Annotated in this window: 15 protein-coding genes, 4 tRNA genes, 2 pseudogenes and 1 other annotated feature; of the genes and pseudogenes, 16 read left to right on the forward strand and 5 right to left on the reverse strand. The window is 42.0% G+C overall.

Translation table 11 applies throughout. The annotated features are described in order from the left end of the window. The first annotated feature begins 182 nt into the window (after positions 1-182). The 8 genes from alaS to luxS all read left to right on the forward strand — a co-directional run bounded on the left by alaS (position 183) and on the right by luxS (position 6,687). Positions 183-2,810, forward strand: coding sequence for an alanine--tRNA ligase (alaS, locus tag GKR74_RS17155; protein WP_154604578.1), 2,628 nt, complete (start codon positions 183-185; stop codon positions 2,808-2,810). A gap of 225 nt (positions 2,811-3,035) precedes the next feature. Further along, positions 3,036-3,221 carry a carbon storage regulator CsrA gene (gene csrA, locus GKR74_RS17160; protein ID WP_004264815.1) on the forward strand — a complete coding sequence of 62 codons (186 nt, stop codon included), beginning with the start codon at positions 3,036-3,038 and terminating at the stop codon, positions 3,219-3,221. Between the two features lie 438 nt (positions 3,222-3,659). Further along, positions 3,660-3,752: transfer RNA gene (locus tag GKR74_RS17165), tRNA-Ser, on the forward strand. 11 nt (positions 3,753-3,763) lie between these two features. Further along, a tRNA-Arg gene (locus GKR74_RS17170) sits at positions 3,764-3,840 on the forward strand. A gap of 172 nt (positions 3,841-4,012) precedes the next feature. Then, positions 4,013-4,089, forward strand: a tRNA-Arg gene (locus GKR74_RS17175). Between the two features lie 102 nt (positions 4,090-4,191). Next, positions 4,192-4,268, forward strand: a tRNA-Arg gene (locus tag GKR74_RS17180). Positions 4,269-4,455: 187 nt separating this feature from the next. After that, positions 4,456-6,015 (forward strand): glutamate--cysteine ligase, encoded by a 1,560-nt coding sequence (gene gshA / locus GKR74_RS17185; protein WP_154604579.1) that lies wholly within the window; start codon positions 4,456-4,458, stop codon positions 6,013-6,015. Positions 6,016-6,171: 156 nt separating this feature from the next. Further along, positions 6,172-6,687, forward strand: a complete 516-nt coding sequence (gene luxS / locus GKR74_RS17190) for an S-ribosylhomocysteine lyase (RefSeq protein ID WP_154604580.1) — start codon at positions 6,172-6,174, stop codon at positions 6,685-6,687. Between the two features lie 84 nt (positions 6,688-6,771). Here the strand turns inward: luxS and GKR74_RS17195 are convergent, their stop codons facing one another. Both GKR74_RS17195 and GKR74_RS17200 read right to left on the reverse strand, forming a co-directional pair. Beyond that, on the reverse strand, positions 6,772-8,058 hold the full coding sequence (locus tag GKR74_RS17195) for a CNNM domain-containing protein (protein WP_154604581.1): 1,287 nt from the start codon (positions 8,056-8,058) through the stop codon (positions 6,772-6,774). Between the two features lie 45 nt (positions 8,059-8,103). Then, positions 8,104-8,895: a cytochrome C assembly family protein gene (locus GKR74_RS17200; protein WP_154604582.1), complete on the reverse strand. Its 792-nt coding sequence runs from the start codon at positions 8,893-8,895 to the stop codon at positions 8,104-8,106. Between the two features lie 296 nt (positions 8,896-9,191). On the opposite strand from GKR74_RS17200, the gene ffh reads away from it, so the two are divergent. The 8 genes and pseudogenes from ffh (at position 9,192) to GKR74_RS17240 (ending at position 17,406) form a co-directional block, all read left to right on the forward strand. Beyond that, on the forward strand, positions 9,192-10,553 hold the full coding sequence (ffh, locus tag GKR74_RS17205) for a signal recognition particle protein (protein WP_036949826.1): 1,362 nt from the start codon (positions 9,192-9,194) through the stop codon (positions 10,551-10,553). 137 nt (positions 10,554-10,690) lie between these two features. Further along, on the forward strand, positions 10,691-10,939 hold the full coding sequence (rpsP, locus tag GKR74_RS17210; RefSeq protein ID WP_036949828.1) for a 30S ribosomal protein S16: 249 nt from the start codon (positions 10,691-10,693) through the stop codon (positions 10,937-10,939). An 18-nt stretch (positions 10,940-10,957) separates the two neighbouring features. Continuing rightward, positions 10,958-11,506 (forward strand): ribosome maturation factor RimM, encoded by a 549-nt coding sequence (gene rimM / locus GKR74_RS17215; RefSeq protein WP_154604583.1) that lies wholly within the window; start codon positions 10,958-10,960, stop codon positions 11,504-11,506. Between the two features lie 37 nt (positions 11,507-11,543). Continuing rightward, a complete protein-coding gene (gene trmD / locus GKR74_RS17220) occupies positions 11,544-12,308 on the forward strand; it encodes a tRNA (guanosine(37)-N1)-methyltransferase TrmD (protein ID WP_154604584.1) in 765 nt (254 codons plus the stop codon). A gap of 41 nt (positions 12,309-12,349) precedes the next feature. Beyond that, entirely contained in the window at positions 12,350-12,703 is a 354-nt protein-coding gene (gene rplS / locus GKR74_RS17225) for a 50S ribosomal protein L19 (RefSeq protein WP_036949834.1), read from the forward strand. A 579-nt stretch (positions 12,704-13,282) separates the two neighbouring features. Then, positions 13,283-14,374: pseudogene (locus tag GKR74_RS17230) on the forward strand (3-deoxy-7-phosphoheptulonate synthase); the annotation flags it as partial. Between the two features lie 16 nt (positions 14,375-14,390). After that, positions 14,391-15,512 carry a bifunctional chorismate mutase/prephenate dehydrogenase gene (gene tyrA / locus GKR74_RS17235; RefSeq protein WP_154604586.1) on the forward strand — a complete coding sequence of 374 codons (1,122 nt, stop codon included), beginning with the start codon at positions 14,391-14,393 and terminating at the stop codon, positions 15,510-15,512. Between the two features lie 298 nt (positions 15,513-15,810). Beyond that, a pseudogene (locus GKR74_RS17240) lies at positions 15,811-17,406 on the forward strand (methyl-accepting chemotaxis protein). 34 nt (positions 17,407-17,440) lie between these two features. Here the strand turns inward: GKR74_RS17240 and pheA are convergent. The 3 genes from pheA to bamD form a co-directional block, all read right to left on the reverse strand. Then, positions 17,441-18,613: a bifunctional chorismate mutase/prephenate dehydratase gene (pheA, locus tag GKR74_RS17245; RefSeq protein ID WP_154604588.1), complete on the reverse strand. Its 1,173-nt coding sequence runs from the start codon at positions 18,611-18,613 to the stop codon at positions 17,441-17,443. A gap of 25 nt (positions 18,614-18,638) precedes the next feature. Continuing rightward, positions 18,639-18,758 (reverse strand) — a sequence feature (Phe leader region). Positions 18,759-18,952: 194 nt separating this feature from the next. Then, on the reverse strand, positions 18,953-19,261 hold the full coding sequence (gene raiA / locus GKR74_RS17250; RefSeq protein WP_442959351.1) for a ribosome-associated translation inhibitor RaiA: 309 nt from the start codon (positions 19,259-19,261) through the stop codon (positions 18,953-18,955). 383 nt (positions 19,262-19,644) lie between these two features. Next, positions 19,645-20,373: an outer membrane protein assembly factor BamD gene (gene bamD / locus GKR74_RS17255; protein ID WP_154604595.1), complete on the reverse strand. Its 729-nt coding sequence runs from the start codon at positions 20,371-20,373 to the stop codon at positions 19,645-19,647. Positions 20,374-20,387: the final 14 nt, after the last annotated feature.

Consider the following 20,387-nt stretch of genomic DNA (forward strand, 5'->3'; position numbering starts at 1 on the left):
CTTTCAGAAAATATTCAGACGCTTTACAATGAAAGCCGCGAATGGATGTATCTATATTTTACTTCTATACAAAGAGACTTTATCTTATCAGTCACTTTTTAATCGGAGAGTTGATTAGAGGTGATGTTACATTCCATCTCAACAATTCGTAATTCTGTTTCCAGCTTGATATCGGGATAAATATGAGTAAAAGCACCGCTGAGATCCGTCAAGCGTTTCTCGACTTTTTCCATACGAAAGGTCATCAGGTGGTAGCCAGCAGTTCGCTAGTGCCAAATAATGACCCAACACTATTGTTCACTAACGCAGGGATGAACCAGTTCAAAGATGTATTTCTTGGTCTGGATAAACGAGCATATTCCCGAGCGACAACCGCACAACGTTGTGTACGTGCAGGTGGTAAACATAACGACTTAGAAAACGTGGGCTATACCGCTCGCCACCACACATTCTTTGAAATGTTAGGTAATTTTAGCTTCGGTGATTACTTTAAACACGATGCTATTCGCTTTGCATGGGAACTTTTAACCAGCGAACAGTGGTTTAACCTACCAAAAGAAAGACTGTGGGTTACTGTATACGCGACTGACGATGAAGCTTACGATATTTGGAACAAAGAAATTGGTGTTCCTGTCGAGCGTATTATTCGCATTGGTGATAACAAAGGCGCTCCTTACGCATCTGACAACTTCTGGCAGATGGGTGATACAGGGCCTTGCGGACCTTGTACCGAAATTTTCTTTGACCACGGCGATCATATCTGGGGTGGTCCTCCAGGAAGTCCAGAAGAAGATGGCGACCGCTATATTGAAATCTGGAACCTCGTCTTTATGCAGTTCAACCGTCAATCTGACGGTACCATGGAGCCGCTACCAAAACCGTCTGTAGATACAGGCATGGGGCTGGAGCGTATTTCTGCGGTTCTGCAACACGTGAATTCTAACTATGAAATCGATATTTTCCGCGAGCTGATTGCAGCAGCAGCAGAAGCGACAGGTGCAACTGACCTGTCTAACAAATCTCTGCGTGTCATTGCTGATCATATTCGTTCATGTGCGTTCTTGGTGAGTGATGGCGTAATTCCATCCAACGAAGGTCGTGGTTACGTTTTACGTCGTATTATTCGCCGTGCGGTACGTCATGGTTATATGCTGGGTGCGAAAGAAACGTTCTTCTATAAATTAGTTTCTACCCTAATTAAAGTAATGGGACCTGCAGCGGAAGAGCTACAGCGTCAACAAGCTTTAGTTGAAAAAGTATTAAAAACTGAAGAAGAACAGTTTGCGCGTACTTTAGAGCGCGGTCTGCAATTATTAGATGAAGAGCTGGCATCACTGAAAGGCGATACGCTAGATGGTGAAACCGCATTCCGTCTCTATGATACTTATGGATTCCCGTTAGATTTAACGGCGGACGTATGCCGCGAGCGCAACCTCAAAGTAGATGAAGATGGCTTTGAGCGTGCAATGGAAGACCAGCGTCGTCGTGCGAGAGAGTCAAGCGGCTTCGGTGCAGACTATAATGCCCTGATCAAAGTTGATAAGCACAGTGAATTCTCAGGCTATCAGCATGATGAACAGCAAGCGACTATCACAGCATTATATAAAGATGGTCAGCCGGTTGATTCCCTGCAGGCGGGTGATGAAGGGTTAGTGATCCTTGATAAAACTGCATTCTACGCAGAATCTGGTGGTCAAGTTGGTGATACTGGTGTTCTCAAAAATGACAGCGCTAGCTTTACTGTGACTGATACCCAAAAATATGGTCAAGCAATTGGTCATGTGGGTAAGGTCGAATCAGGTTCATTAGTTGTTAACCATCGAATTGCGGCTATAGTCAATAGTGAAAGACGTAATGCTATTCGTCTAAACCACTCGGCGACTCACTTATTACATGCAGCATTACGCCAAGTCTTAGGCGAGCACGTTTCTCAAAAAGGCTCGTTGGTAAATGACAAGTATCTCCGTTTTGACTTCTCTCATTTTGAAGCGATGACACAACAGCAACTGCGTCAAGTGGAAGATATTGTGAACGCGCAGATCCGCCAAAACTCAGAAATTGAAACTGAGTTGATGGATTTAGAGGGTGCGAAAGCGAAAGGGGCTATGGCATTATTCGGTGAAAAATATGAAGAGCGCGTACGTGTTCTGAGTATGGGGAATTTCTCCATCGAATTATGTGGTGGTACACATGCTAGCCGCACAGGGGATATTGGCCTGTTCAGTATCTTAAGTGAGTCTGGTACCGCTGCAGGGGTTCGTCGTATCGAAGCGACAACCGGCGCAACTGCAATGGAGCACTTACATGCTCAGTCAGAACAACTTTCTGCAATTGCTCACCTATTAAAAGGTGATGCAAATAGCCTAGTTGAGAAAGTTAAAGCTGCATTGGATAAATCACGAAATCTTGAAAAAGAGATTTTGCAATTAAAAGATCAGCAAGCCTCTCAAGAAAGTGCTTCACTAGGTAGTAAAGCGAAAGATGTTAAAGGTATCAAACTATTAGTTAGTCAATTAAGCGATACTGATCCTAAACTATTGAGAACAATGGTCGATGATCTAAAAAATCAGCTGAAATCGGCGATTATCGTGCTTTCAACCACAAGTGGTGATAAAGTCAGTATAATTGTTGGTGTGACTAATGATTTGACTGCTAAAATTAAAGCAGGTGATTTGGTATCCTACGTTGCTCAACAAGTAGGCGGTAAAGGTGGCGGTCGACCAGACATGGCGATGGCTGGAGGTACTGACGTAAGCGCATTACCAACAGCGATGGAAAGTGTCGAACAATGGGTTGATTCTAAACTGTAATTGCTGCGAAGTTACCCCATTTTAGTGGGGTAACTTTAATCTGTTGCAGCATTGTTAATATGTTGCCGGTAGTGTTATATTTTGCTTGTAAATAATTAGAATTATTGCCTTGATGGCATCAATGCTTTAGGTGAATGTCATTGCTTTACGTTTTCACGGTGTGTGATGGACAATAGCGGGGAATACCTAGAGACCCGACTCTTTTAATATTTCAAGGAGCAAAGAATGCTTATTCTGACTCGTCGAGTTGGTGAAACACTCATGATAGGCGATGAGGTAACAGTGACCGTATTGGGCGTAAAAGGCAACCAAGTACGTATTGGTGTTAATGCCCCAAAAGAAGTTTCTGTTCACCGTGAAGAAATTTATCAACGGATCCAGGCCGAAAAGACTCAACCAGACAATCAATAATAATGAATAAGCGTCCAGTGAGTTATCACACAGCAATAATGGGCGCTTGTCTTTCTCTTTTTTATCTTTAGTGATCCCCTAATTTTTCTATTCTTTAATTGGCTTAACACATTATGTTGGTGTTGAGCGCTATCTCTTTGAATGAATCCACCTTTCTTCCTGTACTATTTTCATACTGCTAAGCTACACGCTATCAACTTTCTCCATTTTTTCCTGAATTTTTTATAATAAGATTGAAGATAATAAAAGGGCAAAAAAGCACGGAAACATTGCTTTTTCGGTGTTAAACTAATCATCTTGCTTGTGAAATGTGCAAACGATCATTGGAATGCAAAAAGTTTGGAAAAATTGTTTGACTTCTAAGTCTAGGAAAGTAATATGTGCGCCACACAGAGACGAGATGTTTAAACAAAAACAAATCGCATGTGACTAAAATATGGTGAGGTGGCCGAGAGGCTGAAGGCGCTCCCCTGCTAAGGGAGTATGCGGTCAAAAGCTGCATCGAGGGTTCGAATCCCTCCCTCACCGCCATTTTAGGCTCTGCATCCGTAGCTCAGCTGGATAGAGTACTCGGCTACGAACCGAGCGGTCGGAGGTTCGAATCCTCCCGGATGCACCATTTTCTACCTTATGAGTAAAACTGATAGGGTGATGTTTTAGTTTTTAGCAAACTAAAGCAAAAGTAGTTTAGATTTAATATGGTCTTAAAGCTAACAAGATTTATAACCATAAATATTGAAGTAGATTTTGATTAAGCAGTATTGAGAGAGAAGTACGTATTGCACTAAAATGCATCCGTAGCTCAGCTGGATAGAGTACTCGGCTACGAACCGAGCGGTCGGAGGTTCGAATCCTCCCGGATGCACCATCTCTTAAACATTTCTGTCAGTATCAATAATTCTGTCATCAATTTAATAAATCCAAATTACTGCTGTAGTTATACAGCATCGATTGATAATCGACAAATTCTGCATCCGTAGCTCAGCTGGATAGAGTACTCGGCTACGAACCGAGCGGTCGGAGGTTCGAATCCTCCCGGATGCACCATCATTAAGAAACTCCTCAATCTGAGGAGTTTTTTTTTTTGCCTAAAATCCTAATTTGCTATCTTCCTTCCTTTTCTTTCTGTTTTCTCATCGGGTAAACCACACATCTAGACAGCGACAATTTATGTGATTTAAGCTAAAGTAATCACCTTATTAAAATAAAACTAAATCACAGGCGGGAGGTCGATTTGATCCCGGACGTATCAAAAGCGCTCTCATGGTTAGAAGCGCACCCGGAAATTCTCAATGGCATTCAACGCGGTATTGAGCGTGAAACACTACGCGTGACACCTCAAGGTGCGTTAGCCGAGACATTACATCCAGATGAGCTGGGGAAAGCCCTTACCCATAAATGGATCACAACGGATTTTGCGGAATCCTTACTCGAATTTATTACTCCTGTAGATAAAAGCATTAGCCACAACTTGGCTTTTTTGCGGGATCTGCATCGCTATACGGCACGTCATTTACACGATGAAAGAATGTGGCCGTTAAGTATGCCTTGCTTTATTGCAAGTGAAGATAAGATCACACTAGCGCAATACGGTAGCTCCAATGTGGGGCAGTTTAAAACGCTGTATCGTGAAGGGTTAAAAAACCGCTATGGGGCATTAATGCAAACCATCGCGGGCGTTCACTATAATTTCTCATTTCCAATTGAGTTTTGGAAAGCGTGGGCGGGTGTTGAAGACGCAGAAAGCGGAAAGGAAAAAATTTCTGAAGGCTATTTACGTCTAATCAGAAACTACTACCGCTTTGGTTGGGTGATCCCATACTTATTTGGCGCATCTCCCGCTATTTGCGGTTCTTTCTTAAAGAACAGAGAAACCTCACTGAACTTTAGCAAGACCGAGTGCGGTACTTATTATCTGCCTTACGCAACTTCATTGAGAATGAGCGATTTAGGTTACACCAATAAATCTCAGAGTGATTTAAATATTACGTTTAACCACCTTGACGAATATGTGGAAAATCTGAAAAAAGCCATTCACAAGCCTTCCGCTGAATTTGAAAAGCTGGGCGTGAAAAAAGATGGCAAGTACGTTCAGTTGAACACCAATGTGCTACAGATAGAGAATGAGCTGTATGCGCCAATTCGTCCGAAGCGTGTACCTCAAGGTAACGAATCGCCTTCTGATGCATTATTACGTGGTGGTATCGAGTACATTGAAGTTCGTTCCCTCGATATCAATCCATTTAGTCCGATTGGGGTTAATGAAACTCAAGCCCGCTTTGTGGACTTGTTCCTGATTTGGTGCGTGCTTGCAGATGCCCCGGAAATGAATGTTCAAGAGTTGGATTGCTGCCGTAAAAACTGGAGCCGCGTGATCCTTGAAGGTCGTAAACCGGAGCAGGTGATTGGCTTTGGCTGTGGTAGCGAGCTCAAACCATTGGTTGAAGTAGGACAAACGTTGTTTAAAGATCTGATCCGTGTGGCTGAAGTTTTGGATACCTGCTGTGATGCAAAATACAAAGATGTGTGTCATCAGTTTGTCGCCATGTTTGAAGATCCAAACTTGACCTATTCAGCGCTGGTGATGGACGAAATGCTGGAAAAAGGTATCGGTGGCTATGGGTTAGAATTAGCTGAAAAATACTATCAGCAGTTAATTAATGAACCTTATGAAGTGATCACTGAAGAGCAGTTTGAACAAGCACGTTTGGCTTCAATTGAGAAGCAGAAGCGAATGGAGCAAGATCAGAGCGAAAGTTTTGAAGAGTATCTTAAGATCCACGCAGGACGCTAAAAGAAAATGGCCACAACGAGGTGGCCAAATAAAAAATCTTTTAAAGAATTAGGGATGATAACAATTTGCGCGTCTTTCACATATTAAGACTCTGCATTTTTGGATTAGTTTCATTTTTTTCAAAATTATTTTTTTTATTTTTATGGAGGTCATGAAATGCCGTTATTAGACAGTTTTACTGTGGATCATACGCGTATGGCTGCTCCTGCTGTTCGTGTCGCGAAAACGATGACAACGCCTCACGGGGATGCTATCACCGTATTCGATTTACGCTTTACAGTACCAAATAAAGAAGCAATGACAGAAAAAGGAACGCATACCCTAGAGCACCTTTTTGCTGGCTTCATGCGAGATCACCTTAATGGTAACGGTGTTGAAATCATCGATATTTCGCCAATGGGATGCCGTACAGGCTTCTATATGAGCTTGATTGGTCAACCAGATGAACAACGTGTTGCTAAAGCCTGGAAGGCCGCTATGCAAGATGTGCTGCATGTACAAGACCAAAATAAGATCCCAGAGCTCAATGTGTACCAATGTGGGACTTACATGATGCACTCTCTTGAAGAAGCTCAGCAAATTGCCCGAAGTGTGCTAGCGAAAGATATTCTCGTCAATAAAAACGATGAACTTGCATTGCCAGAAGAAAAGCTCGCCCAGCTTCATGTTTAGTTGTTGAAAAAAACAGACTGAAAAGCCTTAAAATCACCGATCAATGGATCAGGGTTTTAAGGCTTTTTTCTTTGAAATGAACAATTAAAATTCAGGGGCTTGTGAGTCAAAACCGAGCGGGGTGATTTTTACCTGCTTGATAATATTATCGTTGATTACTAAAACTTCGATAACATAGTGGCCAATAACAATTTGTTCTTCAGGCTGTGGAATATCACCTAATACCTCTAAAACCATCCCATTAACGGTTCTAGGGCCATCAATAGGGAGGTTCCAATCAAATGCTTTATTTAGGTCACGAATGTTTGCTGTTCCATCCACGAGGACGCTGCCGTCGCTCTGAGGCATGACTTCTTCAGCTAGAGAAGGCGACATTGATGTTGTGAAATCACCGACAATTTCTTCCAAAATATCTTCTACGGTGATCAAACCTTGGATCTCGCCATATTCATCAACGATAATGCCAAACTTCTCTTTTTTATGCTGGAAATTAACCAACTGAACGTTGAGAGGTGTGCTATTGGGAATGAAATAGATACTATCGGCGGCTTTGATCAAATTCTGCTTGTTGAATTCGCGCTTTTCTACCATCAATCGATAAGCTTCTCGCACTCGCAAAATACCAATCAAATCATCAAGAGAGTCACGATACAGAACAATGCGCCCATGAGGGGAGTGCGTGAGCTGCCTAACAATCGATTTCCAATCATCATTAATATCGATACCGACAATTTCATTACGTGGCAGCATAATATCGCCAACGGTCACTTTGTCTAAATCAAGAATCGAAATCAGCATGTCTTGATTACGGCGGCTGAGCTTGTTTTTGGACTCATGAACAATAGTGCGTAACTCTTCTTTGTTGACCGCATCATTACGAGTGTTTGAGACTTTTATTCCACAGCAGCGCATAAAAAGGGCGGAAATAGTATTAAACGCCCACACGACAGGTAACATGATTTTTTGCAGTGGCGTAAGAATAAAGCTACTAGGGAAGGCAATACGCTCTGGATACAGTGCCGCGATGGTTTTTGGCATCACTTCTGCAAATAACAAAATAACAAATGTGAGCACACCAGTTGCAATGGCGACACCCATATTGCCATATAAGCGGATCCCGATAATGGTCGCGAGAGCAGAAGCAACAATGTTGATTAGGTTGTTACCAATCAATACTAAGCCCAGTAAGCGGTCGGGGTGGCGTAGTAGTTTTTCAACGCGGATAGCGGAGCGATTACCTTGTTTCGCTAAATGTTTTAACCGATAACGGTTCAACGTCATCATACTGGTTTCTGACGCTGAAAAATAAGCGGATAAAAAAATTAAAACAATCAGTATGATGATTAGAGTACCAGTAGATACTTCATCCAAAACAAGGTTCCTTATTTATAACAGTCATTTAAGGCTTAAACGGCCTTATGCCACAGTTAATTGCTGAATTAATCGATTTCCAAAGAAAGCTAAGGTTAAGATGAGTGACCCGCCCAAATGGAAAAAGAGGACGCGTTTGCCTCGCCATCCACCATGAAAATGCCCCCACAGCAAAATAACGTAAACAAACCAAGCAATAACAGAGAGTACGGATTTGTGGATATTCTCTTTATCAAAGATGTTATCCATATAAATAAAGCCCGTGCACAGGGTTAAGGTTAAGAGAATGACGCCCACCTGAGTGACGTGAAACATTTTGCGTTCAATAACCATCATTGGCGGCATATCAGGGCTAAATTTCAGAATTTTGTTTTTAAGCTGGTAGTCAATAATGGCAACTTGAAACGCATATAACGCCGCGATAAGCAACGTCGCATAGCTTAATAAGGCTAAGCCAATATGGACAAATAATGGGGTACTTGCCTCTAAATGAGTAATAAACTCCCCAGGCATAATCGTAGATAAAATCAGGTTAATAATCGCGAAACTATACACAATAGGGGTTAAGTACCACGCACGTCCTAAATAGGAAACTACCGTCATAATCAAACACATTAAGAGACTGACAGAGGAGCCTAAATTTAAGAGGGTGAGATTTTGCCCGCTGGCTTCACTAAAAATTTGTAATTTCAACGTGATTGCGTGAGTAACCATCGCCACGATAGCTAATAAAATAGCCAATCGACGATAAAGAGCTTGCTTGCGCACTTGTCCGGGAACGATCAGCAGCAGACTGACCATGTATGTACAAACTGCTATGACTGCAAATACGGGCATAGTATAGTGTCGTTATTCATTTTAAGTGGATAGTAATTAACTAGTATAACCCGTGCAAGTGTAGGCTCCAACTATTGGTATGACGTATCGCTGTATATTCTTTACTAATCGCTCATTTAGGCTGCTCAATTAGCTTAATGAAACGAAACAGCGAAACCCCATCAAGTATGATACAATCGGCGACCAACACAGCGTTGAATTGTGCCGTGGCTATCTTGAGTTTGCCCTTGAAATACAGCGCGCGAGTAACCAAATAAGGCTACATATAGGCCCATAACAGAATTGAGCTAAGACACATGTTTGATAATTTAACTGACAGACTATCGCGCACTTTGCGCAATATCAGTGGGCGTGGACGTCTGACTGATGACAATATTAAAGATACATTACGCGAAGTTCGCATGGCGTTACTGGAAGCCGACGTTGCTTTGCCAGTCGTCCGTGAATTTATTCAAAAAGTCAAAGAAAGTGCTGTTGGTCAAGACGTTAATAAAAGCCTAACACCGGGTCAAGAGTTCATTAAAATTGTTCAAAATGAACTGACCCGCGCAATGGGTGAAGAAAATCACCAACTGAATTTATCTGCTCAGCCTCCGGCTGTTGTGTTGATGGCAGGTTTGCAAGGTGCGGGTAAAACAACCAGCGTTGCAAAACTGGGTAAACTATTAAAAGAAAAGCAAAAGAAAAAAGTCTTAGTGGTTTCTGCCGACGTTTATCGCCCTGCGGCGATCAAACAATTAGAAACTTTAGCGCAAGCGGTTGGTGTTGATTTCTTCCCATCTGAAGTGCAAGAAAAGCCAGCGGCAATTGTTCAAAAAGCCTTAAAGCACGCACAATTACAATTTTACGATGTGTTGTTAGTAGATACAGCCGGTCGCTTACACGTTGATGAAGCGATGATGGAAGAGATCCAAGAAGTCCATCGTATAATCAATCCAGTTGAAACCCTGTTTGTGGTTGATGCCATGACAGGACAAGATGCAGCTAACACAGCGAAAGCTTTTAATGAAGCATTGCCATTAACTGGGGTTGTTTTAACCAAAGTTGACGGTGATGCGCGTGGTGGTGCTGCATTATCTATCCGCTCTATTACCGGTAAGCCAATCAAATTCTTAGGGGTTGGTGAAAAAACTGACGCTCTTGAGCCATTCCACCCTGAACGCGTGGCTTCACGTATTTTAGGCATGGGGGATGTGTTATCTCTGATTGAAGAGATTGAACACAAAGTTGACCGTGATGAAGCTGAAAAATTAGCGAAGAAGTTGAAAACTGGGGATACCTTTGATTTTAATGACTTCTTAAACCAGCTAAAACAGATGCGTAATATGGGCGGAATGACCAGCATGCTGAGTAAGATGCCGGGCATGTCCCAGTTACCAGATGCGGTTAAATCCCAAATGGATGACAAAATTACCATCCGTATGGAAGCGATGATCCAATCCATGACGCGTAAAGAACGCGAAAAACCAGAGATTATTAAAGGATCACGCAAACGCCGTATTGCTGCGGGTTCTGGAACCACAGTACAAGAGGTTAATAAACTCTTAAAACAGTTTGATGATATGCAGCGCATGATGAAAAAGATGAAGAAAGGCGGTCTCGCCAAGATGATGCGCGGTATGAAGGGTATGATGCCTCCGGGTTTCCCGGGGCGTTAAGCAATAAAGCCTGAAACAAAAGTGTACTTTTGATTGATTTTTTCGTCAAAGTGAGTAAACTTTTCGGGCTTTTTATATAACAGCCGGACTCTATCCCTCGATGGAGTCTGGTTGTTTTGTTAACTAATGAGGATGTTATGGTAACAATTCGTTTATCTCGTGGCGGCGCTAAAAAACGTCCGTTCTACCAAATCGTTGTAACCGATAGCCGCAATGCGCGTGACGGTCGTTTCATTGAGCGTATCGGTTTCTTCAACCCGATCGCTGCAGGTCAAGCAGAAGAACTGCGTTTAGACCTGGACCGTATTGAGCATTGGGTTGGCTTAGGCGCAACTGTTTCTGACCGTGTTGCACAACTGGTCAAACAAGCTAAAAAAGTAGCTTAATCTGTCACGGTGGTAACAATGAGCAAGCAAACTAAACTACTGCCTCCTGCAAACCCAATTGTATTGGGCAAATTAGGCGCGGCATACGGTATTCGTGGTTGGCTCAAAGTTTTTTCCTCCACCGAACATGCTGAAAGTATTTTTGATTATCAACCTTGGTTTATCCAACGCTCTGGTCAATGGCAACATATTGAAATAGAAGATTGGAAACATCATAACAAAGATATCATCGTCAAGCTCAAAGGGGTCGAAGACCGCGATGCAGCTGCTCTATTGACCAATTTTGAAATTGCGGTTGATTCAACCCAACTTCCTGATTTGGACAACGACGAATACTACTGGAAAGACCTTATGGGATGCCATGTAGTGACGTCTGAGGGTTACGACCTTGGTACTGTGATTGATATGATGGAAACGGGATCGAATGACGTTCTCGTAATCAAGGCAAATTTAAAAGATGCATTTGGCATCAAGGAGCGGTTGGTTCCGTTTCTTGATGGGCAGGTTATCAAGAAAGTCGATCTCTCCACCAAAATTATTGAAGTGGAGTGGGATCCTGGTTTTTAAATCTCCGGTTTACCGGTTTTTATGAGTGGGATAAATCATGTGGATTGGGGTAATTAGCCTGTTTCCCGAAATGTTCCGCGCAATAACCGAGTACGGGGTAACTGGTCGGGCAGTGAAAAATAGCCTGCTAACGGTTGAGTGTTGGAATCCGAGAGATTTTACTCACGATAGACACAAAACCGTTGATGATCGCCCCTATGGTGGTGGTCCAGGCATGCTGATGATGGTGCAACCGTTAAAAGATGCAATCCACGCAGCAAAAGCTGAGGCCGGTGATGGTGCAAAAGTGATTTATCTTTCACCTCAAGGTCGCAAACTCGGTCAAGACGGAGTTTGTGAACTGGCAACAAACGAGAAGATAATTCTTGTTTGTGGTCGTTATGAAGGTATTGATGAGCGGATCATTCAAACCGAAATTGATGAAGAATGGTCAATCGGTGATTACGTTCTCAGTGGTGGGGAGCTCCCTGCTATGGTGTTGATAGACTCAGTCTCTCGGTTTATTCCTGGAGTACTAGGTCATCAAGCTTCAGCTCAAGAAGATTCTTTTGCGGATGGCTTGTTAGATTGTCCTCACTATACCCGACCAGAGGTGTTAGACGGCATGCAAGTTCCTGACATACTACTTTCAGGAAACCATGCCAAGATCGATAGCTGGCGCATGAAGCAGTCACTCGGTCGTACCTGGCTTAGAAGACCTGAGCTTCTAGAAAGCCTAGCTCTGACTGACGAGCAGAGGATGTTGCTAGCTGAATTCCAACGGGAATATCAGGCTGAGCAACCAGTGAATCCAGACAATTAATTGTCTAAACATATCAGTTTACCTAGGGTAAGAGAGTTATTATGAGCAACATTATTAAACAACTTGAACAAGAGCAGATGAAGCAGGACGTACCTTCATTCCGTCCGGGTGACACCGTGGAAGTTAAGGTATGGGTCGTAGAAGGCTCTAAAAAACGTCTGCAGGCATTTGAGGGCGTGGTTATCGCTATCCGTAGCCGCGGTCTGCATTCTGCATTCACTGTTCGTAAAATTTCTAACGGCGAAGGTGTTGAGCGTGTATTCCAAACTCACTCTCCAGTCGTAGATAGCATTGCTGTTAAACGCCGTGGTGCTGTTCGCAGAGCTAAACTGTACTACCTGCGTGAGCGTTCTGGTAAGGCAGCTCGTATCAAAGAGCGTCTGAACGCCAAGTAATACGCTTTCGCTACATCCGAAAGTTAAAGGGCCCGCATTTGCGGGCCTTTTTTATATTCGTCATATTTCGCGCTGTGGCGGTGTTGGCTTCATTCAGCCACACAGGTCACATACTTATGTATGCTCCCTGCGCTGTCTTCATTTTGCCGCCTAACCACAACTCGAACTATTTAGAATAAATAGAGTTAATAAGTCATATTTCGCGCTGTGACGGTGTTGGCTACGTTTATTCGCACTAGTCACATACTTCGTATGCTCCCTGTGCTGTCTTCATTTTGCCGCCTAGTCACAACTCGAACTATTTAGAATATACCATCCAAAAAATCATTAATTGTAAACTTATCTTTACTATTTTTGTTTGTGCTTTGCTTTTCAATATGAACTTATTCTCTTTTGATTCTTAAATATCATTTAAATTCAATATCATAAATTAGTGTAATTTTTCATATACACTGAATTGAATTATTTTACGGTTTTGGATTGAAATCTTTACGATGCATGATATGTTATCTCTCACGCACCAAACACAAGATCGATAAATAACATCACTAATAAATAATAAGCTAAATAGGTAATCAAATGATCATGCAAAAAGATGTACTCAATAACGTGAATATTCAAGACGAGCAGGTTCTTATTACTCCTGAAAGTCTGAAACAAAAATATCCATTGAGTCACAGCAACCTGCATGCCATTGCGACATCGCGTAAAGTGATTGCTGATATTATTCATCAGCGTGATCCGCGCTTACTCGTGGTATGTGGTCCTTGTTCAATCCATGATGTAGATGCTGCCATCGAATACGGTGAGCGTTTACAGAAACTTGCCACTGAGTTAAGTGATAGCTTATATATTGTGATGCGTGTGTACTTTGAAAAACCACGTACAACCGTGGGTTGGAAAGGCTTAATTAGCGATCCATTTATGGATGGCAGCTTTGAAATGGAAAAAGGGCTACACATTGCCCGCGATTTATTGACCAACTTAGTGAATATGGGATTACCACTGGCGACAGAAGCGTTAGATCCTAATAACCCACAATACTTAGGTGACTTATTCAGTTGGTCAGCAATCGGAGCGAGAACCACGGAATCCCAAACTCACCGTGAAATGGCATCCGGCTTATCAATGCCAGTCGGTTTTAAAAACGGCACAGATGGCAGTTTATCTACCGCCATCAATGCGTTAAAAGCTGCTGCAATGCCACATCGCTTTATGGGAATTAACCAATCCGGTCAGGTTTGCTTACTGCACACCAGCGGGAATAAAAATGGTCATGTGATCTTACGTGGTGGCAAAACACCAAACTATGATGAGCAAAGCATTGCAGCTTGTGAAGCCGAAATGAAAAAAGCGGGGCTAGAACCATCATTAATGGTGGATTGCAGCCACGGCAACTCAAATAAAGATTTTCGTCGTCAGCCACTGGTGGTTGATTCAATTATCGAGCAAATTGTTAATGGTAATGAATCAATTACAGGTATTATGCTTGAAAGCCATATTAATGAAGGCAATCAGTCATCAGAACAGCCACGTGAAAATATGAAATACGGGGTTTCGGTGACAGATGCATGCATTAACTGGGAAGAAACTGAGTCTGTGTTGCGTAAATTACACCAAGCATTATCACCAGTGCTTGAGCAGCGTGGGCAGAAATTAAGTAAAGTGAGCTGAGCAAGGGATTGGTATGTCTGCTGAATTATCCCATTTACGGGAACAGATTGATGAAGTTGATAAGTCATTATTAGATTTGTTAGCCAAACGGCTGCAGCTAGTGGCTGAAGTCGGCGAAGTCAAAAGCCAACATGGATTACCTATTTACGTGCCTGAGCGTGAATCCAGCATGTTGGCAGCTCGCCGAGCAGAAGCGGAGCGAATGGGGATCCCGCCTGATCTGATTGAAGATATTCTTCGACGGATCATGCGTGAGTCTTATGCGCGCGAAAATGACAAAGGATTTAAAACACTGAACCCTACCGCTGGCCCAATTGTGATCGTCGGTGGGAATGGAAAAATGGGGCGGTTATTTCACCGTCTACTTTCCCTGTCTGGTTATCAGGTTAAATTGCTGGGTGAGCAGGATTGGGATAATGCGGCTTCGATAGTCTCTGGTGCAAGCGTGGTGATGGTTAGTGTACCTATCCACCTTACTGTTGATGTCATTAAACGTTTGCCTACTTTAGATCCAGAAACAATTTTAGTGGATATTGCTTCTGTGAAGCAAAAGCCACTTGAGGCTATGCTGTCAGTGCATCAAGGCCCTGTATTAGGATTACATCCGATGTTTGGTCCTGATATTGGCAGTGTTGCCAAGCAAGTTTTTGCATTCTGTGATGGGCGAAAAGCGGAATCTTACCAGTGGTTGCTGGAGCAGTTACAGGTTTGGGGCGCGCGCTTGAAAGCGATTAAGCCTGAAGAACACGATCGTAATATGAGTTTTATTCAGGCGTTACGCCACTTTACGACGTTTACTTATGGGCAAAATTTAGCAAAAGAGCAGGTTGATCTACAGCAGCTGTTGGATCTCTCTTCCCCAATTTATCGTCTTGAATTGGCAATGGTAGGGCGTTTGTTTGCACAAGATCCACAATTGTATGCAGATATCATCATGTCTTCGGACGAAAATGTTGAATTGATCCGCCGTTATTACCAGCTTTTGGGGCAATCCATTGAAATGCTAGAGCGCAAAGATAAAGCCGAATTTATTCGACAATTCGAGCAAGTCAGTCAGTGGTTTGGTGAAGATGCACATCATTTCATGAAAGAAAGCCAGTCTCTATTACAACGGGCGAACGATAACCGTAAATAGTCTCTTTAGCCATTACTCGATAAATCGATGAAAAAGGGTAATGGCTATCTTTATGCTAAAAGTGCTAAACGCATTTCTATTATTAATATTTATAATAAATAAGTAATTGTACTTATTTCCGTGGTTTATCCTAAATTTACAATTGAGCTTCTTCCTTGGGTGGGCTTATCCACTAATTAATTAGAAATTAATCAATTTATAATATCGATATTTATAAATTAAACGATTTATCTAATAAAGATCCCTTATCTTTGACCGATAACACTAATCATTAAATGATGATAAGTGTGGTAAACCTATGTCTTTTAAGCACCTCAAAATTAGTTTGAAATTAACTATCGCGTTTGGCGTTTTCATCACGCTAATTGTTTTAAGTTCCCTGTTTTCATTAGTGAATATGAATCGTGCAAATGAAAGCATTCAGAACGTCATTTTTAAAAGTTATCCAATAACCGCTAATGCAAACTCGGTGATGGATAACTTTTATTCTTATATTGGTATCCAAGAATTGATTTTATTGGATGACCGAGGGAGTGAAAAACGCAAGGAAGAGCTGGTTAAAATTAGCCAAAACATTTCTGATCTGCTGGATGAGTTAGACCGAAGCATAACCGATAGCCGTTCTCGTGAAGTGCTTGATAATATCCAAGAGGTGAGAGCTAAATTTATTAGTGCTCAGCAACAGATGACGGAGTTTATGAATCAGGGAAATCGCCAAGCTGCGATTGAAATGATGATGACAAAAACATCAGCCATTCAGCGGGAATATCGTGAGCAAGTCCAAAACTTGATTGCTATTCAAAACATGTTGATGCAAGAAACGGGTTATCAGGTGGAAGATGACTATAAAGCAAATCGTGTTTTATTAGCATTTTTATCAATCATTAGCATTGTTGTGGGCTGCGTTATGGGGTGGTACATCACGCGTATTATCACTAAACCTTTAGATCAAGCGGTTGATTTTGCTAAATCGATTGCCAGTGGTGATTTGACCCAAAATATTCAAGTACAATCTAAAGATGAAACTGGGATCTTACTTGAATCACTCAGTGAAATGAAAGGGCATCTACTTGAGATTGTCCAAGAGGTTCAAAATGGGTCTGAGAGTATTTCTGCGGCAGCAGGACAAATTGTCGCGGGTAATCAGAACTTAGCGGCTAGAACGGAAGAGCAAGCGGCTTCTGTTGAGCAAACGGCAAGTTCGATGGAGCAAATCACATCAACGGTACAGAACACCACTGAACATACCCATGAAGCGACAATGTTGGCTGACAATACCGCTGTAACGGTCAAAAACAATGGTCAGATGATGGTTCAGCTAACCGATAAAATGCGCGCAATTAATGGTTCGTCTCAAAAAATGACGGATATCATTAACCTAATCGACTCTATTGCCTTCCAAACGAATATCTTAGCCTTGAACGCGTCCGTTGAAGCGGCAAGAGCTGGAGAACATGGCCGTGGGTTTGCGGTAGTGGCGGGTGAAGTGAGATTACTAGCACAAAAAAGCGCTGCATCGGCCAGTGATATTCGTTCGTTAATCGAAAACTCCTCTTCACAAACCCAAGAAGGGATGGAGTTGGTTGAACAAGCCAGCCAGCAGATCCACGGTATGGTCGCCAGTGTTGAAGAGATGAATGCGTTATTGCGTGAAATTGGTCAAGCTAGCAGGGAGCAGAGTGATGGTATTTCACAAATTAACAGCGCCGTGGGGCAATTGGATTTAACAACACAACAAAATGCGGGGCTGGTAGAAGAGTCGGTCGTGGCGGCGGATTCATTAAACGACCAAGCTTACCATCTTCAAAACTTAGTTAATTACTTTAAACTCAGTGCGACAATACAAAAATCGTGATTGACAGAAATCATAATTAAGAAAAATAACACAGGCTAATAACCTGTGTTATTTTTTTGAGCCAAAATTAAAACTAAGGCGCCATTTTTTCTGGTTCTACAGGAACGATATTTTCAGATGGGTAGCAGCCAAGAATTTTAATTGAGCGGGTGATTTCTGATAATTCTTTCAGTGCTTGTTGCATATTATCTGAACGCAAGTTAGCGTGAACATCTACATAAAACATCTCTTCCCAAGGCTTACCATTAATTGGGCGAGACTCTAATTTACTCATCACTATCTTATTATTTTTTAAGATAATCAAAGCATCCACTAATGCACCAGCTTGTTGACCTGTTGTGATCAGTAATGTGGTTTTCGCCGGAACTTGTTCAGTCACTTCAATTGCTCGTGGAGCCACAACAATAAAGCGAGTCATATTAATTTGCTGATTCGCTAAGTTATGCTCCAAAACAGTTAAGCCATACAATGCACCGCCAGCCTCACTGCCTAATGCAGCTACATTAGGGGAATTATGTTCTGCCACTTTTTGCATTGCTGTAGATGTGCTGTCGCAATATTCAATTTTCCAATGAGGGAATTGAGATAAATATTGGCTACATTGTTGGAATGGCTGAGGGTGGCTATAAACCGTATCAATCTTGCTTAATTCACTGCCTGGCGTGGTCAACAAGCAATGGTTAATCGGTAAACGAATTTCACCGACAATGGATAATGATGTATTTTGCAGTAAATCGTAAACATCATTAATTGCCCCAGAGCTGGTATTCTCTATAGGCAAAATACCGTAATCTGCTTGGCCACTTTCAACGAGCGAAAAGATATCTTGGAATTTATGGCAGCTGCATTCAACCAGTTGATCAAAATGACGAGCTGAATATTGACGCGCGGCAACATGGGAATAAGAACCTTTCGGCCCTAAAAATGCAAATCTTGCGGTATCGCTTGGTGTCAGGTTTAAATGTTTTTGCAGGATAGCTTGTTGAGTTAGAACAGAATCCTCAATGATCATCTGAAACAAGCGTGTAATATAAAAACCATCAAGACCCAGAGGCGTGCCTTTATTAATTAATACATCGAGTAATTGGCGTTCACGCTCTTTATCACGGATTGGGCGGTTATCATCGATTTTGGTTTCCGCAACTTCAATTGCATAGCCTCGACGTTTTGCAAGAAGCCCAAGGAGTTCACTGTCTAACTGGCTAATTTTCTCACGGACTTTCAGTAAATTAGTGCTATTTTCCATTCTGCGACCCTATCAAACATCAGTGAATAAAAAAGCCCCCTAGGTAGGGGGCTTTAAAATATTGTCTTCTTTTTTTTCTCGAACGACAAAAGCCCCTTAATGTGAGTGGCTAAAGAAGAAAAAGAAAACAGTATTTAGTTTCATGGGAAATCCTTTCGAGTGAAGTTATTCAAATAGACATGATAGTGAACGAGAAGTCAACAAAAAACAGCGCACAACGTAAAAACGCGCCCATGATGAGCGCGTTTGGAAGGTTTCAAGATAAGTGGATTGATAATATAAAAATATAACGTAACTACTTAAACGTAACTGATTACAACGTTTCTAGATTCGCTTCTTTTACACTACTAGTTTAGTTGCCCTTCTTGATTCTCCTTTATGTTGCACTTTGTTTAACTGTCTTTCGAGTTTGTTGATAAGGTCATTTATTGCAACGTACATATCTTCATGCTTAGCACTTGCTACCAACTGTCCGGTAGCGGTTTTTATGTTGGCATCAACCATAAAACCTTGAGGCTCTTTCGATAGCACCACGTGGGGGCTAATCAGGGAAACTTGCCATTTATCGAGTTTTGCTAGACGGCTTTCAATGTGTTCACGAATTGCGGGTGTGATGTCCATTTGTTTGCTAGTAATGTTAACTATCATATAGTTACCTCTCATTGTTTCCGTCTTTGATGAATTCAGAATACCGATATCTAGGAATAAAAAAATGATCTAGATCACACTTAAATTATGGGGGAGAGGGTACCCACTTGAAGTGTGATTTTGGCTAAAAAAGGCAGGTAAAAGGATTGCCAAAATAACTATATTGAGGGAGACTGAAAGAGTTGGCTATCGACACGGTAAATAGCCGGTACTTTTTTTGGGTAAAATTTTAGGGTATGAATTTTAAAAGAAAAAGTTCAAAACTATCTCTCACTCGTATTCATCTTTAAACTTGCAGTATTTCAAATCACGACTAAAACTATCAAAAAAAACAGCAGCCGAAGCTGCCGTTCTTATTTCAATCGATAGCGTTAAAAAGCAATTTATTGGTTTGCTGCAATAATGCTGCCGACTTTATTTGCTTCTTTGTCTAAGCCCATCTCTTTATATGCAATTTCCATATATCCGAGCGCTTGACGTGTTGCTTCTGTATCTGGATAGTCACGTAACATTTGTTGGACACGATTAACAACCGCGACATAGGCCCCACGTTTGTTGTAATATTCAACGACAGAGAGATCAAATTTTGCCAAACGATCTTTTAAGTAAACTAAACGCTTACTTGCATCGTTGGAATATGGGCTGTTCGGATAGTAACGAACTAGCTGGCTCAAGTCTTTGAACGCAACCAATGCGTGTTGTGGGTCTCTGTCAGAGCGATCGATACCAAAGAAACCTTGTAACATGCTGTCATCTAACGCCATTGCCGTTAAGCCACGCATGTAAAGTACGTAGTCAATATTTGGATGAGTTGGGTTTAAACGCATGAAACGGTCAATCGAAGCTATCGCCATTGGTAGCTCAGCTGATTTATAATAGGCGTAAATCAGGTCTAACTGTACTTGCTGAGCATACGGACCAAACGGGTAGCGGTTATCCAACGCTTCAAACTGTTTAATTGCCGCGCTATAGTTACCGTCCTGTAATTTTTGCTGACCTGTACTATAAATCTCAGCTGGGGAACTATCGGGGCTGACTTCGTTATTGCTGGAGCATCCGGCGAGAGCCAGGCTCAACGTGGCAGCTGCCACCAGATATTTCATACGTATCATCACGTGTTGGTTAT

Source organism: Providencia sp. wls1914, from assembly GCF_009706645.1.
GTDB classification, from domain to species: Bacteria; Pseudomonadota; Gammaproteobacteria; order Enterobacterales; family Enterobacteriaceae; genus Providencia; species Providencia zhijiangensis.

What these genes read in the sequence shown, in the direction of transcription:
- raiA (WP_442959351.1), bottom strand. Translation starts at nt 19,261, where the DNA reads ATGATAGTTAACATTACTAGCAAACAAATGGACATCACACCCGCAATT.
- pheA (WP_154604588.1), bottom strand. Translation starts at nt 18,613, where the DNA reads ATGGAAAATAGCACTAATTTACTGAAAGTCCGTGAGAAAATTAGCCAG.
- rimM (WP_154604583.1), top strand. Translation starts at nt 10,958, where the DNA reads ATGAGCAAGCAAACTAAACTACTGCCTCCTGCAAACCCAATTGTATTG.
- csrA (WP_004264815.1), top strand. Translation starts at nt 3,036, where the DNA reads ATGCTTATTCTGACTCGTCGAGTTGGTGAAACACTCATGATAGGCGAT.
- rpsP (WP_036949828.1), top strand. Translation starts at nt 10,691, where the DNA reads ATGGTAACAATTCGTTTATCTCGTGGCGGCGCTAAAAAACGTCCGTTC.
- bamD (WP_154604595.1), bottom strand. Translation starts at nt 20,373, where the DNA reads ATGATACGTATGAAATATCTGGTGGCAGCTGCCACGTTGAGCCTGGCT.
- GKR74_RS17200 (WP_154604582.1), bottom strand. Translation starts at nt 8,895, where the DNA reads ATGCCCGTATTTGCAGTCATAGCAGTTTGTACATACATGGTCAGTCTG.
- luxS (WP_154604580.1), top strand. Translation starts at nt 6,172, where the DNA reads ATGCCGTTATTAGACAGTTTTACTGTGGATCATACGCGTATGGCTGCT.
- rplS (WP_036949834.1), top strand. Translation starts at nt 12,350, where the DNA reads ATGAGCAACATTATTAAACAACTTGAACAAGAGCAGATGAAGCAGGAC.
- tyrA (WP_154604586.1), top strand. Translation starts at nt 14,391, where the DNA reads ATGTCTGCTGAATTATCCCATTTACGGGAACAGATTGATGAAGTTGAT.
- alaS (WP_154604578.1), top strand. Translation starts at nt 183, where the DNA reads ATGAGTAAAAGCACCGCTGAGATCCGTCAAGCGTTTCTCGACTTTTTC.
- ffh (WP_036949826.1), top strand. Translation starts at nt 9,192, where the DNA reads ATGTTTGATAATTTAACTGACAGACTATCGCGCACTTTGCGCAATATC.
- trmD (WP_154604584.1), top strand. Translation starts at nt 11,544, where the DNA reads ATGTGGATTGGGGTAATTAGCCTGTTTCCCGAAATGTTCCGCGCAATA.